The sequence below is a fragment of the Salegentibacter maritimus genome, assembly GCF_016236975.1.
GTDB classification, from domain to species: domain Bacteria; phylum Bacteroidota; class Bacteroidia; order Flavobacteriales; family Flavobacteriaceae; genus Salegentibacter; species Salegentibacter maritimus.
Window position 1 is genome coordinate 15,087 of the sequence record NZ_JAEHNY010000018.1, and the last position, 16,048, is coordinate 31,134.

Genomic DNA, 16,048 nt, shown 5'->3' on the forward strand with positions numbered 1-16,048 from the left:
TTTAACCTCCAAATATTAATAAGTCCCAATGAATAATTCGCTTAAAATAATAGCAATGATTCCTGCTCGTTACGAGGCATCTCGTTTTCCGGGGAAACTTTTAAAAGATTTAAATGGAAAAACCGTAATTACCCGAACTTACGAAGCCGCTAAAAGTACAGGTTTGTTCGATGAAGTCTATGTGGTTACCGATAGTGATGAAATTTTTGCTGAAATAAATAAGAATGGGGGTAAGGCCATAAAAAGTAAAAAGGAACATGAATGCGGTAGCGATCGTATCGCAGAAGCGGTACAGGATATGGATGTGGATATCGTAGTAAATGTACAGGGCGATGAGCCATTTATAGATAAAGAAAGTTTGGAGAAACTTTTGCTTGTTTTTAGAGAAGATGATGCTTCTTCTATAGATTTGGCTTCTCTAAAAAGTGCATTGTCTGAAAGTGAAGAGATAACCAATCCGAACAATGTAAAGGTTATTACCAATAAGAATGATTTTGCGATGTATTTTTCAAGATTTCCTATTCCATACCCAAGAAATACCAATGCAGCAGTAACTTACTTTAAGCATATTGGAATTTATGCATTTAGAAAGCAGGCACTTGTAGATTTTTATAACCTACCTATGCTTTCTTTAGAATCTGCTGAAAAAATTGAAGCAATTCGATTTCTTGAATATGGAAAAAACATTAAAATGGTTGAAACCCAAATGCAAACTATAGGCATAGATACACCCGAAGATTTAGAAAAAGCAAAGCAAGTTTTGAATAATTAGCTTACTGCTTCTTTATAAACCTCAAGAGCACGTTCGCGAGCTTCTTTATGATCTACCATTTTTTCAGGGTAATCATCGGTGCCAAATTCTTCAACCCATTCTTTGATATACTTTTTATCTTTATCAAATTTATCTATTTGAGTGGTTGGGTTAAAAATCCTGAAATATGGAGCAGCGTCAACGCCACTGCCGGCAACCCATTGCCAGTTACCAACATTAGAGGACATTTCGTAATCCAATAATTTTTCGGCAAAATAGGCTTCGCCCCAACGCCAGTCTATAAGCAAATGTTTACATAGAAAACTTCCCACCAACATTCTAACCCGATTATGCATAAAACCGGTTTTATTCAATTGGCGCATTCCGGCATCAACGAGTGGATAACCTGTTTTTCCCGCTTTCCATTTTTCAAATTCTTCCTTATTATTCCGCCAGTTAATGCGGTCGTATTTCTTTTTAAAAGATTCGGTAATAGTATCGGGGTTATGATATAATACCTGCATAAAAAACTCTCTCCAAATAAGTTCGTTAAGAAAGGTTTTATTGTTTTCGGTATTGGCTTTTTTTACCATTTTTCTTGGGCTAACAGTCCCAAAACGCAAATGCGGGCCTAGGCGAGAAGTACTGTCTTTAGCAGGTATATTTCGTGTGTTTTCGTATTTCTGAATTAGCGTTGGGGTAACATCATATTCCGGGACTTTAATTTTGGATGTTTTAAAACCAATATCACTTAAACTTAAATTTGGTAGTCTGGTGTTTTGAATAAGATTATCTAAGTACTGACTGGTATAATGAATTTTAAGGTTCTGTGTCTTAAATAGCTCTTTCCATGCTTTCATATAAGGAGTATACACCACATAAGGATCTCCATCTTTCTTTACAACTTCATCTTTTTCAAAAATAACCTGGTCTTTAAAAGTGTGAAATTCAATATTACTTTTAGAAAGTAAATTGGCTATTTCCTTATCCCTTTTGGTTGCGTAAGGTTCGTAATCGTGATTCGTGAATACTTTTTCAATTTGATATTCTTTAATTAGTTGCTGAAAAATTTTCGTTGGTTCTCCGTGATACATAGCAACTGAACTGCTATAATTATCCTGAAGCTCTTTTCGCATTTGCTGGAGTTGCTCGTGTATAAAGGTAACACGGGCATCATCTTCAGGTAACTTTTCCAGGATTTCTGTGTCAAAAATAAAAATTGGTATTACCGGTATACCAGACTTCAGGGCCTCAAGAAAGCCAACATTGTCATCTAATCTTAAATCACGTCTAAACCAAAATACATTTACTCCTTTGCTCATTTATGAAATATTTAAGGTTGAAAGTCCGCCGTCTACGCCAATAATTTGCCCGGTAATCCAGCTGTTTTGCTCACTTAGTAAAAAGATGGCTGCATTAGCAATATCTTTAGTATTCCCTATTCTTTTAAGCGGATGTCTTTCACTCATTTTTTCTTTTTTGGAATCGTTGGATAATAGTTTTCCAGCCAGTGGGGTATCGGTTAAAGAGGGTGCAATTACATTTACACGTAGCGTAGGTGCATATTCAGCTGCCAGGGCTTTTGCAAAACCTTCAATCGCGCCTTTTGCAGCTGCTACACTTGTATGAAAAGGCATTCCAACCTTGACCGCCACGGTACTAAAAAACACCAAACTTGCATTTTCAGCCTTTTTTAGTTTCGGCATTACTGCCTGAACTACCTTTACCAAACCTAAAAAATTAAGGTTTATTTCTTCCTCAAAATTTTTGTGCTTTAGCATTTTAAAAGGTTTCAGGTTTATACTGCCTGGACAGTAAACCAGTCCGTGAATTTCATCAGGCAATTCCAGCTCTTCAATGTTATCTTCTAAAACATCAAATTCTAAATGTTTGATTTCCTTGTTTAAATCGCCTTTATTTCTTGAAGCAACAATTACATTATTTTCTTTAACCAATTGATTGGCAATTTCAAGTCCAATACCGGTTGAACCGCCAATAAGTAAAATATTCCTTTCCATAATTATATTTTTCAGTTAAGTATGTCTTGCTTTAGGGTAGCATTTTTGGTATTCGCTTCATCGAATTCGCCAAAAAGCTCGGTAAGTTTCTCTCTTCTATAATTAAAAATTTCTTTTAATTTAGGAGCCACTAGTATTGGATGTACCAATTCACCTAATTTCCCAAAAGGTAATTTATAATCTATAATATCCTCCATTTCAACACCACCGGGTATTTCCTTTAGGAAATGCTTATGATGCCAAAGTGCATAGGGTCCAAAACGTTGTTCGTCTACAAAGTATTCTTTGTCTTTAACGTGGGTTATTTCAGTAACCCATTTGGTTTTAATGCCTGCTATAGGTGTAACTATATATTGAATAATTTGGCCGGGAAACATAGGCCTGTCGGCTCCCGAAAGAATATGAAAACCCATATAATCTGGGGTAATTGTTTTTAAATTTCCAGGACTTGAGAGGAATTCCCAGGCTTTTTCCAGACTAATTGGGAGCTTCTGTACCGATTTCTTGGTGTATATCTTCATTTTAGCAGTATTTGAATGTAAAATTAGAGCTTGTTTTGTTTAAAATAAAATTATTATAGTTAAACAAAATATAAATCAAGTTTTTGTTTTTCTTAATTTATAATCATTTTCTAGGTATATTTGATTGAACTAAAACAAACTAAACAATGAAAAAACTATTTCTATTTTTATGTACAGCAGGCATTATGAGTGCAACACAAGCCCAGGTACAGGCACCACAGCCCAGTCCGTTTACTAAAATTGAACAAAAGGTTGGTCTTACCGATGTTAGCCTGGAATATTCGCGGCCCGGCATGCGAGATCGTGAGATTTTTGGAAACTTAGTGCCTTACGGAAAAGTATGGCGTACGGGAGCTAATGAAAATACCAAAATAACATTTAGTGATAATGTAACTATCCAGGGAGAAGAATTAAAGGCGGGAACCTACGCGATTTACACAATTCCAAAGGAAGACCAATGGGAAGTAATGTTTTACAGCGATGCCAATAACTGGGGAAATCCAGCAGAATGGGATAAGGATAAAGTAGCCTTAAAAGCAATGGCTGAAGTGATGGAACTGCCATTTGAAATGGAAACTTTTACTATCATGATAGATGATCTTAAAAATGATTCGGCTGCACTTAATTTTGTTTGGGCAAATACAGTAGCAAGCCTAAGCTTTAAAGTGCCTACCGAGGAAAAAACCATGGCAAGTATTGAAAAAACAATGAAGGGTCCCGGTGCTAACGATTATTTTGCAGCGGCAACCTATTACCACGATAGCAATAAAGATTTAGAGCAGGCTTATAAATGGATTAATAAGTCTTTGGAATTAGGAAATCCTGATGCTTTTTGGATTCTAAGAAAAAAATCACTTATTGCGGCCGATCTTGGTAAAAAAGAAGAAGCGATTGCAGCAGCTAAAAAGTCTCTAGCCGAAGCTGAAAAAGCAGGAAACCAGGATTATGTAAAAATGAACAAAGATTCCCTGAAAGAGTGGGGAGCTATGTAAGTTGAATTTTAAGAATAATAAAAAGGCTGTTTGAAGTCTTGTTAAAAACGTCATCCTGAATTTATTTCAGGATCTAAAATGTTAGAAGCTGGAACAAGCCCGCCTGAACGAACCGGCAGGTTCAGCTTGACGTCACAAAAAACTTTCAGACAGCCTTTTTATATAGATATTTAAGCCTCACAACTGGCACAATTTACCATATTGGCTATAAATTCTTTAGAAACACTTTGGCTACGCTGGTAGTAAAGGGTTTTTACACCAAGCTGCCAGGCTTCTATCATTAACTTATTTACCTCTCTTACCGGAAGGTCTGAGGGGATATTTAAATTTAAACTCTGTGCCTGGTCAATAAATTTTTGCCTAACCGAAGCTTGTTGAATAATCTCTAACTGACTTATCTCTTTAAAGGTTTTAAAAACCATACGTTCTTCGTCACTCAACTCTTTTAAGTGTTGCACACTTCCGTGATTTAGCATAATACTACGCCAGGTTTCTTCGGTATCCAATCCCTTTTCCTGAAGTAATTTTTTTAAATATTTATTCTTCCGCATAAAATTTCCTTTGGCCAGACCTGCTTTATAATAATTGCTGCTAAAAGGTTCAATTCCCGGCGACGCCTGTCCTAAAATAGCAGAAGAAGAGGTAGTTGGTGCAATGGCCATAAGGGTTGTATTCCTTAAACCATAGTCTTTAAGAACTTCTGGCTCTCCATAGATATTTGCCAGTTCTTTGCTTGCTTTAGTTGCTTTTTCACTAATATCTTTAAAAATGCTATTGGTTAAACCTTTAGCTTTTAAACCTTCAAAAGGAATTCTGTTTTTTTGCAGGTATGAATGCCAACCCATTACACCAAGCCCCAGGGCCCTATGTCTTTTGGCAAACCTGTTGGCCGATGCCAGGTAATGGTTTCCTTCAGTTTTTGCAATGAACTCCTGTAAAACAGCATCTAAGAAATAGATGGCTAATTTTACAGCTTCGGTATCTTTCCATTCGTCGTAAAGCTCCAGGTTCATAGAAGAAAGGCAGCAAATAAAAGACTCGTCTTTGGTAGAAGGCAAAGCAATTTCTGAACAAAGGTTGCTGGAATGGATGGTGTAATTTTTATCTTTATACACCTCTGGTTTAAATCGGTTAATATTGTCTTTAAAGAAGATATAAGGCAAACCTTTTTGCTGCCTACTTTCCAAAACTTTTGCCCAAATCTCTCTTTTATCCCTGTCGCCGTCTATCATTTCCTGCATCCAGTAATCGGGAACACTAACGCCGTAGAATAGGTTCTGAATAGGATTTCCTATATTTTTTATTTCTAAAAACTCTTTAATATCGGGGTGATCTATATCAAGATAAGCTGCAAAAGCTCCACGACGCACACCGCCCTGTGAAATAGTATCCATAGCTGTGTCGAAAAGCTTCATAAAACTGGTAGCACCACTACTTTTGCCGTTGTCTGTTACTGCACTTCCGCGGCCTCTTAATTCTCCAAAATAACCGGAAGTTCCGCCACCAATTTTGGTTTGCATAATTACTTCGCCCAATTTATGGGTAATCCCTTCAATATTATCTGGTACGTATACATTAAAGCAAGAAATAGGTAATCCGCGCTCTGTACCCATATTTGCCCAAATGGGTGAGCTTAAACTCATCCAGCCGCGTTCTATCATTTCTATAAAGGCTTCGGCCAGTTCGGGTTTATAAAGTCTTTTTGCAGCTGCATTTGCAACGCGTTCTATAGCCGATTTTGCGGTTTCTCCTTTTAATAAATAACCGCGATTTAATATTTGCTGGCTCTCTTCGTTAAGCCACCATAGGCGTTCCTGTTTTGTTTCTTTAAGTATTGCTTCGGGCATTTTCTGGATTTTTAAATTGAATTATTTTTGTGGAAAACCTTTAAAAAAGATCATCTGCGGTAATACTTTTATCGTGTTTGGTATAATCTACCGGGCGTTTGGCAAAAAAATCGTCCAAACTGTTGGCAAAAACTTCCTCCTCAAACCATAGCATCGCTTTATAATCATATTCTGAAACGAAATAAAGCTTCTCTAAACCTATTTTTTCAAGGCTATCGTCTACTCGGTATTTCATAAAATTAAGTAGGTCTTCCTTTTTGCACTGTTCTAAAGAACCATCCTCGAAGATCCAATCCAGAATCTCAGATTCTACCTCCATAGAATGGGATATAATTTCCCTTATTTGGGTTTTGGTTTCTTCATTAAAGAATTCAGGGAACTCTTTTTTAATTTGGTTTACAATGTAAATTCCGGCATTGGCATGAATTTGTTCATCTACCGAGGTCCATGCAATTATATTGCTCACGTTTTTCATCACTCCTTTAAATCTGCTAAAGGAAAGAATAATGGCAAACTGACTAAAAAGGGAAACATTTTCAATTAAAATGGAGAATAAAATAAGGGAAAACACGTATTTTTTTTCGTCTGAAGATTTTGTATTTGCTAAAGCTTCAGAGAGATAAGCTACACGTTTTTTAATAACAGGAGTTTCAATTAATTTCTCAAACTCATTATTATATCCAAGTACTTCAAGCAAGCGGGAATATGCTTCAGAATGTCTAAATTCGCATTCGGCAAATGTACTTCCCAGGCCGTTAAACTCCGGTTTTGGTAGGTGTTGATACAAGTCTCCCCAAAAGGATTTTACAGCTACTTCAATTTGCGCAATAGCTAAAAGGCTTCTTTTAATAACCTGCTTTTCATTTTCACTAAGATGCGAATGAAAATCCTGGACATCAGCTGTAAAGTCTACTTCAGAATGTACCCAAAATGATTTATTTATAGCTTCGGTAAACTGAAGAATCTCGGGATACTCGAAAGGTTTGTAATTTACCCGCTTTTGAAAAATACTCATATCACTTTTATTTTAGTTTTTAAATCAAAAGCATAAAAGTAATAACTGTCTAAGGGAAGTGTGCTTGCAGTAACCCCACAAAATGTCCTGGACATTTACTTTTTATGCGAAAGCAAAAGTCAACCCGGTCGGAAAGGTAATCTGGCTTGTAGTTGAACCTACTTTACAGTTGCGCAACAGCTCATGAATTTCACATGATTCCCCTTATTTATTGAAAAAGGCAATAACCACCGGTATGATTTTACAAAAGTAAAGTTATAAGTAATAAGCGACCCTTTTATAGAAAAACTACGGAGTTATAAACATAGTTTTTCACAAGTTTATTTATTCGATAATCGAGTTTTAATATTCACAAGTTTACTTCCAAGCTTAAAATGACTATCCATAACATGTCTCGTTGGCTTTAGAGGTAATTTGCTGATTATTAAAATTTTGGGATTCGTTATTCTTATTATCTAGAGGCATTATTATAAAAAAGCTATTTAAAAACTATCTTTTTTATAATTTTTAAATCTAAAAGCTTAATTAGCCAATTAATTTTCTGCTTTTATGGAGAAATCATCCATTCTATTGAACTTGTAATAAAACTTGAACTGGAAGAATGTTAAACAAACATTTGAATGTTTAGTTTTATTGGATTTTTATAAATTGCAGGAAAGATATTTTATATTTTTCATTATTAATCTACGTAACCATCAACATATTTATTTAAGTTATGAGTAATTATCATATTAAGAATTTAGAAGAGTATTTTCAAGTGTATAGAAAATCGGTTAGAGAGCCTGAAAATTTTTGGGAAGAAGTTGCCGAAGAACATTTCACCTGGCGAAAAAAATGGGACAATGTATTGAGCTGGGACTTTAATAAACCTGAAGTAAAGTGGTTTGAAAATGCAAAACTTAATATTACAGAGAACTGTATAGATCGTTACCTTTTTACCAATGCAGATAGAACCGCCATTATTTGGGAGCCAAACGGTACCGAAGAGGAGGCTCAACATATTTCTTATAAAGAACTTCATAAAAAAGTAAATAAATTTGCAAATGTTTTAAAGTCTAAAGGAATAGAAAAAGGCGATAGGGTTTGTATTTACCTGCCTATGATTCCAGAACTTGCAGTAGCTATGTTGGCTTGTGCTCGTATTGGAGCTATACACTCTGTTGTTTTTGCAGGCTTTTCTTCAAAAGCCCTGGCTACCAGAACAAATGATGCCGATTGTAAAATGCTTATTACCTCAGATGGTTCTTACCGCGGAAATAAGACTATAGACTTAAAAGGGATTGTAGATAAAGCTCTGGAAGAATGCCCGGGAGTGGAAAGTGTTTTGGTTGCAAAACGTATAAATTCTGATATTAATATGAAAGAAGGACGCGACCAATGGTTGCAGCCTTTGTTAGATGAAGCTTCAGACCAATGTGAAGCAACCACTATGGATGCCGAAGACCCATTGTTTATTTTGTATACTTCGGGCTCTACCGGAAAACCTAAGGGAATGTTGCATACAACTGCGGGTTATATGGTTTATAGTGCTTATACTTTTAAAAATGTATTTCAATATAAAGAAGGAGATGTATACTGGTGTACAGCTGATATTGGTTGGATAACCGGCCATTCTTATATATTATATGGTCCTCTGGCCAATGGTGCAACTACCGTGATGTTTGAAGGGGTGCCTTCGTATCCAGACGCAGGCAGATTTTGGGATGTAGTGGAGAAGCACAAAGTTAATCAGTTCTATACCGCTCCAACAGCCATTAGATCGCTAGCTAAACGAAATATAGAATTTGTTGAAAAACACGATTTGTCTTCCTTAAAAGTATTGGGAACAGTTGGGGAGCCTATTAACGAGGAAGCCTGGCATTGGTATAACGATAATGTAGGAAAAAATAAAAGTCCTATTGTAGATACCTGGTGGCAAACAGAAACAGGAGGAATCATGATTTCGCCATTGCCGTATGTAACTCCGGTTAAACCTACTTATGCAACATTACCATTTCCTGGAATTCAACCTGCTATTATGGATAAAAATGGGGAAGAGCTAAGTGGAAACCAGGTAGATGGCCGTTTGTGTATTAAATATCCCTGGCCGTCTATGGCAAGAACGGTTTGGAGAGATCATGAGCGTTATAAGACAACTTACTTCTCTACCTTTAAAAATATGTATTTTACCGGGGATGGAGCCCTTAGGGATGAGGTAGGTTACTACCGAATAACAGGACGGGTAGATGACGTGATTATTGTATCGGGTCACAACTTAGGAACAGCACCAATTGAAGATGCTATAGATGAACACCCTGCAGTGGCAGAATCTGCCGTAGTGGGCTTCCCTCATGAAGTAAAAGGAAATGCACTTTATGCATTTGTGATTTTAAAAGAAGTTGGGGAATCAAGAAATCACGACAATTTAAGAAATGAAATTCACCAACAAATTAAAGATAAGGTAGGGCCTATTGCTAAACCTGAAAAAATTCAATTTGTTGCCGGACTTCCAAAAACACGTAGTGGAAAAATTATGCGTAGAATTTTAAGAAAAATCGCGTCAAAACAAACCGAAAACCTAGGCGATACATCTACCTTATTAAACCCTGAAATTGTAGATGAAATTATAAAAAAGGCACTTTAAAAGTATACTGCTTTATACTTAAGGCCTCATAGTTTTCTAAAATCTGTGAGGCCTTTTTTTTTGCGAAAGTCTTGATAAATAGGGGAAAGTAAATTAATACCTAAACAGTTTTTTAAGTTTCAACTTATTATCGGTATTTAGTTTTCCAAGAATTGTAATAAACGCAACAGCAGTAATAAAGGCATCTCCTGCTGCCGTGTGGCGATCTTTAATATCTATATGATAAGTTTCAGCAATTTCATCTAGTGAATAATTTCTTTCCCTATTAATAAGATTTGAGATTATTCTTGTACCCCGGTAGAGTTTTACGGTATCCAACACTTTGTTTTTTAATTTTGGAAGTCCCATTCTGGCAAGTGCCTGGTTTAGCATTCCAATATCAAAACCTGCGTGATGGGCTACCAGAACTGAATTTCCTATATATTTTAAAAATGCTTTTACCGCTTCTTCCTCTTGCAGGGTTTCTATACGCTCGTTTTGTATAATCCCATGAATTTTAACCGTTTTAGGGTTAAATGTTTCCTGGGAAATATACTCTTCAAATCCGTCTGCTACATCAATAGACTTATTGGTAATGCCTACCGCACCAATGCATAGCATTCTGTCTTTAATGAGATCAAAGCCTGTGGTTTCGGTATCAAAAACGACAAAACGGGTATGTTCAATTTCTTTAGAAGGTTTCTCCTGAAATTTTGCTTCATACTTTTTCCAGAAATCCGGAAAATCTTCACGTTTATTTTTAAATATGTTTAGCATTATATATAAGGAGTTACTTCAAATCTAAATTTTATTAATTCCTGTACCTGTCTAATACTTTTAAAACAACGCTTTAATTTTATCTTTTCTTCTTTACTTAAGTTCTCCAGGTCTATATACCTGCCACTATTTCTATTCTTTAAACCTTGCTTGGTTCTAAATTTAATTAAGACTTTGGAAGCGTAAGCACAGGCCAGGAATAAATCTTTATTATTCGGCTCTAATTGTGCTAATTTTTCAAAGCGTTCTGCAGTATTGCTAATATTTCTTACCTGATGCTGCAAAATTAGTAGTCTGGCAGCATCGGTTATTGGAGTGATTGCACGTTTTTTTATGTCAAAGAAATCTTTGTTTTCTCCATTCTGTTCTACTAAAAATTGCCGGAAAAAACCTAGAGGGGAAGGGTTTCTTAAAGTTGTGGCCCCCATAACACTATAGAATTTTTTATTGTTTTGTGTTAAACTAAAAATATGGTTAGCCAGCTCATTTGAGAGTTTGATGTTACCGTAAGAAATATCAAAATCAAAGAAGATTGAACATAGTAATATTTCGTCGTTACCGGGGTCTACAATCCAGTTCGTGAATTGCTGTTTCCATTCTTGAAGACTTAAACAATAGTTAGGGTTTTTAGCCATCATCTCTGCAGGGCAATATTCATAACCAATTATGTTTAGTCGTTTGTTTACTTTTCTAGATAATTCCAGAAAGTAGGCTCTGGTTTCTTCCAGTTTCTCTTGCGGTACTTCCTCAAAAATCAAGGCATTATCCTGGTCGGTTTGTAAAAGTTGTTCTTTTCTTGCCTGACTTCCCAGGGCAATCCAGGTAAAATCACAGGGTGGGGGAGTGGGGAGTTTTTTTATACATCGCTCTATTATCCTTTTAATGGTAGCATCATTTAATTCAAAAATAATTTTTGAAATATGATTTAAAGGGATATTTGAAGCTAAAAAACCTTTCAATAATAATGTTATTTTATGTCTGATTTTCTTTAATTCGTTTGTGCTGCTACTGCGCTGAATAGCTTTCATTAATACCGATGGATTATGACCTTCAGAAACCATAATGTCATGTTCTGATACCACCCCAACGACCTTAGTGTTTGGGGTGCCATCTTCTGTTATACAAACATGGTTTATATGATGCTTCATCATAGTAAGCTGGGCTTGTGCAATTGTAATACCCCTTGGGTAACAAATTACCGGCGAAGACATTATTTTTGAAATTGGTGTTTCGATAGAAAATACTCCGGTGGCCACCATATTTCTAAAATCTTCGTCGGTTACAATTCCTTTTGGCGTATTTTCTTCCACTATTAAAACAGAGCCTACTTTTTTTCTCCTCATTAATTGAGCTGCTTTTTTTATAGTGGTTTCAGGAGAGGCCATTACTACTTTTCTGGTAACCGGGGCGGGTTGAAGCTCAAATAAATTATTATTGGGTTGAAATTGCTTTTCCTCCGGCTCTTTTTCTGAAATTAACTTTCCTTTATGTGCTTCAGCGTAAGGATTTCTGGTGTTTGAAGCGAAACTTTGTATAAGAAAACTCCCTACCTCTTTATTTTTTTCAGATAAAGGTTTAAATTTTTTAATTGGGATGGCGTAAAGAACGGTCTCTTCGTCTGCAATAGCATTGATGAGGTAATTTTCTTTAGCGAATAAAGGTCTTAAACCAAAGATATCACCTTCATCACATTTATCAATGGTTTCTCTTTTATCGTTATTTATACGCTCCAGGGAAACTGCCCCTTTATTTACTACATAAAAACGTTTATGACCGGTATCGCCTTCGGCAAATAAGGTTTTTCCTTTTTCAAGATATTTTACTTTTACATTTTTAGAGATGCTAAGTAAATCTTCTTTTTGTAGAAGGTTGAAAGGAGGGTAATTCTTTAGAAAATCGGCTATTCTAGAGGCAATGGTATTCTTCATACGGCTAATTTAAATAAAAAGAAGCACAGCCGTTTCATTCAATTTTAAATATTGATCTTATAATTTTTAATCATATTTAAAATTACTTTTTCGGTTTCAGAAAGAGAAATATAGTCTTGTTTTTCTTCCGATTTAATTTTTTTGAAATAGGGGGGTATCTCACCGGTTTCATAAGAATTTATTATTTCTGGGTGTACGTAATAGCTCCTGCAAACGGCTCGTGTATTCCCCAATCCTTCAGCGGTGGTATCGAAGGCTTTTAAGATACGTTGTTTATTTTCCTTTTCATTATCTGTATAGCCTAACTCCAACAGGGTTTCAAAAAATATTTTGGTAGCACTCCAGGTTCTAAAATCCTTTGCCGAGAAAAGGTCACCACTTATTTCATGAATATAATCGTTAATCATGCCACTATCTATAGCCTGCTTGTTGCTGTTTTCATCATAAAATTTAAAAAGCTCCCAACCTGGAATTTCTTCACACTGATTGATAAGTTTTATTAATTTTTTATTTTTTACGCTTACAGAGTGTTCCTTTCCTTTTTTGCCTATAAACTCGAATTTGATACTGTTTTTAAATGTCTTAACGTGTCGGGTTCTAAAAGTTGAAAGTCCGTAGGTCTTATTTTTCTTCGCATAATAATGATTTCCTATTCTAATATGGGTTTCTTCCATAAGTCTTAGGATTAATGCGAGGACTTTCTTTTTAGTCATTTTAGGTAAATCAAGATCTTTATCTACTTGCTTTCTTATTTTGGGTAAATTTTCGCCAAAGGCGGCCATTTTAAAAAACTTAGATTCATTTCTTAACTTAATCCAGGTAGGGTGGTAAATATATTGTTTACGATTTTTTTCATCACGTCCCACCACTTGTAAATGTCCGTTTTTTAAATGAGTAATTTTCACTTCCTGCCAGGCGGGTGGAATTGCCAGGCTTTTTATCCGTTTAATGGTGTCGTGGTCTTGTATGCGCTTTCCTTTATTTATGTATGAGAAGCCTCTTCCCATTTTCTTCCGATTAATAGAAAGTTTTTCTTCAGATACATAGGTAAGATTGGCAAAATCTACCGTTTCACAAGGGTTGGAAATTAAGCTGTTTATTTCCTCAGGAGAAAGAGTCATTAATTAATCTTTTTTTATAAATATAATTGGAAAAATTCCCGGGGTATAATAAAGTAATGTGAAAGTATGCTTAAGAAAATAAAAAAGTCCTTCTTAGCATAGGCTAAAAAGGACTTTTCATAGTATGACTTATAGTTTGTTAACTAAAATAGCTAAAACTTTCTCCTTCTTTAATTTTTAGAACGCTTTCATAAATTAATTTAATTACATTTTCTACATCATCTTTATGTACCATCTCTACCGTAGTATGCATATATCTTAAAGGAAGGGAAATTAAGGCAGATGGAACACCACCATTACTATAGGCAAACGCATCGGTATCTGTTCCCGTAAATCTTGAATTAGCCATTCTTTGGAAAGGAATTTCTTTTTCCTGGGCAGTTTCAATAAGTAGCTCTCGTAGTTTATTTTGTACGGCAGGGGCGTGAGCAATCACCGGGCCGTGTCCAATTTTTGTATCACCGGTCTTCTTTTTATTGATCATAGGGGTATTGGTGTCGTGTGTTACATCGGTCACTATAGCCACATTGGGTTTAATACGCTGGGTAATCATTTCGGCTCCGCGAAGTCCAATTTCCTCCTGTACAGCATTGGTAATATATAATCCAAACGGAAGTTCTTTTTTATTTTCTTTTAAAAGCTTTGCAACCTGTGCAATCATAAAGCCTCCCATACGGTTGTCTAAGGCACGGCATACATATTTGTTTTCATTAAGAATAAAGAACTCATCGGGGTAGGTAATTACACATCCTACATGAACCCCAAGTTCTTCAACTTCATCCTTACTGGTGCAACCAACATCTATACATATATTGTCTATTTTGGGAGATTGCTCACTGTCTTTATCACGAGTATGAATTGCCGGCCATCCAAAGACCCCTTTTACAATCCCTTTTTTTGTATGAATGTTAACCCGTTTCGAGGCTGCAATTTGATGATCACTTCCGCCATTTCTTACCACATAAATAAAACCATCATCGGTTATATAGTTTACGTACCACGATATTTCGTCGGCATGTCCTTCTATTACTACTTTATATTCGGCTTTTGGGTTTATTACCCCAACTGCTGTACCATAACTATCGGTAATAAATTCGTCTACATAAGGTTTTAAATAATCCATCCATAGTTTCTGTCCCTCAGATTCATAACCCGTTGGAGAAGCGTTATTAAGATATTTTTCCAGAAACTCTATAGATTGCTTGTCAAGAATACTGTCTTTGCTCATAGTTTTGATTTTTTACGAATTTAATAAGAATTAAATGTATGGCAACTCATTATTCATTAATTTTGGAATGATTTTAGTGCGCTAACAAGCTAAATAAATTGGGGAATGCTTAGAACACTTTCTATAATATTATTTTTTAGTTTTTCCGGTCTTTTTGCCCAGGATAGTGTTCCTGTTCAAGATACTTTACAAAAACGATATATGATTATTGCCGGAGATACGGTGCCAAGGGAAAGTATAGATCTTAATGAGGTAGTGATTTTAAAAAAACTTCATTTTGATAATTTAGCCGACAGAAAAAGATACCTGATATTAAGGAGGAAAACCAGGAAGGTGTATCCTTATGCTAAACTGGCATCGGAACGCTTAATAGCACTAAATGCAAGACTTGATGAAATAGATTCGAGATCGGCTCAAAGAAAATACACTAGAATTGTTCAGAACTATATAGAAGAGGAGTTTTCTGCCGAATTAAAAAAACTTACACATACAGAAGGACAAATCCTTGTAAAATTGGTGCATCGCCAAACAGGCACTACAGCTTTTAATCTAATTAAAAATTTAAAAAGTGGTTGGCGGGCATTCTGGTATAATACAACTGCCAGTTTGTTCGAGATTTCTTTAAAAGAAGAATTTGATCCTATTAATAATGAGGAAGACTTTTTGATCGAAGATATTTTGCAGCGCTCTTTTGTTCATGATATACTGGAACCACAAGCTACAGCACTGGATTTTGAGTATGTTGAACTTACCGATAAATGGAGTAAGAGTCGTTTAAATTAACTTTTTCAATTCTAAAATTATCTTTAAAATTTTTTATCTTACAAGTTCCTTTTTTAGAGGCTGTTATGATTTTGTTTTAAGTTTTCTTTAAAAAAATGTGAAGTTGAGCTTGTGGGAGTAAAAAACAGCAGTATATTTGCACCCGCTTTGCGCCACAAGCGGTTTGCGGTTCTAAGTTAAGACGTTCATTACATACTGGGATTACGATGTTTTTAGGGCTAAGGAAGGTCAAAAAAATAAAAGTAAAAAAACTTTATTTTTTGCTTGTCAGATTCAAAAGAGGTTGTATATTTGCAGCCGCAAAAACAGCGAAGGGTTTTAATAAAATTTGTAGTTGTTTTTAAGTTCTTTTAATCGGGTAAAGCTTTCGAAAAAAAACTTAAAATTTTTCTAAAAAATATTTGGTTGATAAAGAAAAAGCATTGTATATTTGCAGCCGCTTACAGCGGAAACAAGTTCCCAAAA

Annotated in this window: 13 protein-coding genes and 1 riboswitch; of the genes, 4 read left to right on the forward strand and 9 right to left on the reverse strand. The window is 35.4% G+C overall.

From position 1 onward, the window contains the following. Window positions 1–28: 28 nt before the first annotated feature. Window positions 29–772: a 3-deoxy-manno-octulosonate cytidylyltransferase gene (kdsB, locus tag I6U50_RS15400; protein ID WP_193710912.1), complete on the forward strand. Its 744-nt coding sequence runs from the start codon at window positions 29–31 to the stop codon at window positions 770–772. Here the strand turns inward: kdsB and I6U50_RS15405 are convergent. Genes I6U50_RS15405 through I6U50_RS15415 form a run of 3 tightly spaced genes read right to left on the reverse strand, consistent with a single transcriptional unit; the run spans window position 769 to window position 3,290 of the window. Beyond that, window positions 769–2,073 (reverse strand): cryptochrome/photolyase family protein, encoded by a 1,305-nt coding sequence (locus I6U50_RS15405; protein ID WP_198639507.1) that lies wholly within the window; start codon window positions 2,071–2,073, stop codon window positions 769–771. The genes kdsB and I6U50_RS15405 overlap by 4 nt on opposite strands. Beyond that, on the reverse strand, window positions 2,074–2,769 hold the full coding sequence (locus I6U50_RS15410; protein ID WP_198639508.1) for an SDR family NAD(P)-dependent oxidoreductase: 696 nt from the start codon (window positions 2,767–2,769) through the stop codon (window positions 2,074–2,076). It abuts the gene before it with no gap. An 11-nt stretch (window positions 2,770–2,780) separates the two neighbouring features. Beyond that, a complete protein-coding gene (locus I6U50_RS15415; RefSeq protein WP_198639509.1) occupies window positions 2,781–3,290 on the reverse strand; it encodes an SRPBCC family protein in 510 nt (169 codons plus the stop codon). A gap of 146 nt (window positions 3,291–3,436) precedes the next feature. Here I6U50_RS15415 and I6U50_RS15420 point away from each other — a divergent pair, with 146 nt between their 5' ends. Continuing rightward, window positions 3,437–4,282 carry a DUF2911 domain-containing protein gene (locus I6U50_RS15420; RefSeq protein WP_198639510.1) on the forward strand — a complete coding sequence of 282 codons (846 nt, stop codon included), beginning with the start codon at window positions 3,437–3,439 and terminating at the stop codon, window positions 4,280–4,282. 170 nt (window positions 4,283–4,452) lie between these two features. Here the strand turns inward: I6U50_RS15420 and I6U50_RS15425 are convergent, their stop codons facing one another. After that, window positions 4,453–6,129 carry a ribonucleoside-diphosphate reductase subunit alpha gene (locus I6U50_RS15425; RefSeq protein WP_198639511.1) on the reverse strand — a complete coding sequence of 559 codons (1,677 nt, stop codon included), beginning with the start codon at window positions 6,127–6,129 and terminating at the stop codon, window positions 4,453–4,455. Between the two features lie 40 nt (window positions 6,130–6,169). After that, window positions 6,170–7,144 carry a ribonucleotide-diphosphate reductase subunit beta gene (locus tag I6U50_RS15430; protein ID WP_198639512.1) on the reverse strand — a complete coding sequence of 325 codons (975 nt, stop codon included), beginning with the start codon at window positions 7,142–7,144 and terminating at the stop codon, window positions 6,170–6,172. A 112-nt stretch (window positions 7,145–7,256) separates the two neighbouring features. After that, a riboswitch (cobalamin riboswitch) is annotated at window positions 7,257–7,391 on the reverse strand. A 468-nt stretch (window positions 7,392–7,859) separates the two neighbouring features. On the opposite strand from I6U50_RS15430, the gene acs reads away from it, so the two are divergent. Next, window positions 7,860–9,767: an acetate--CoA ligase gene (gene acs / locus I6U50_RS15435; RefSeq protein WP_198639513.1), complete on the forward strand. Its 1,908-nt coding sequence runs from the start codon at window positions 7,860–7,862 to the stop codon at window positions 9,765–9,767. Window positions 9,768–9,860: 93 nt separating this feature from the next. Here acs and I6U50_RS15440 read toward each other — a convergent pair whose 3' ends face one another. The 4 genes from I6U50_RS15440 to I6U50_RS15455 all read right to left on the reverse strand — a co-directional run bounded on the left by I6U50_RS15440 (window position 9,861) and on the right by I6U50_RS15455 (window position 14,800). Further along, on the reverse strand, window positions 9,861–10,523 hold the full coding sequence (locus tag I6U50_RS15440) for a 3'-5' exonuclease (protein WP_198629547.1): 663 nt from the start codon (window positions 10,521–10,523) through the stop codon (window positions 9,861–9,863). Then, a complete protein-coding gene (locus tag I6U50_RS15445; RefSeq protein WP_198639514.1) occupies window positions 10,523–12,451 on the reverse strand; it encodes a DUF294 nucleotidyltransferase-like domain-containing protein in 1,929 nt (642 codons plus the stop codon). Before I6U50_RS15445 ends, I6U50_RS15440 begins: the two co-directional genes overlap by 1 nt. 44 nt (window positions 12,452–12,495) lie before the next feature. Further along, the gene (locus tag I6U50_RS15450) at window positions 12,496–13,572 is read right to left on the reverse strand and encodes a DNA topoisomerase IB (RefSeq protein ID WP_198639515.1); all 1,077 of its coding nucleotides are present in this window, start codon (window positions 13,570–13,572) and stop codon (window positions 12,496–12,498) included. 139 nt (window positions 13,573–13,711) lie between these two features. Next, window positions 13,712–14,800 (reverse strand): M42 family metallopeptidase, encoded by a 1,089-nt coding sequence (locus tag I6U50_RS15455; protein WP_198629550.1) that lies wholly within the window; start codon window positions 14,798–14,800, stop codon window positions 13,712–13,714. Window positions 14,801–14,905: 105 nt separating this feature from the next. Between I6U50_RS15455 and I6U50_RS15460 the strand changes: the two genes are divergently transcribed. Beyond that, window positions 14,906–15,583 carry a DUF4294 domain-containing protein gene (locus I6U50_RS15460; protein ID WP_198639516.1) on the forward strand — a complete coding sequence of 226 codons (678 nt, stop codon included), beginning with the start codon at window positions 14,906–14,908 and terminating at the stop codon, window positions 15,581–15,583. Window positions 15,584–16,048 lie beyond the last annotated feature (465 nt).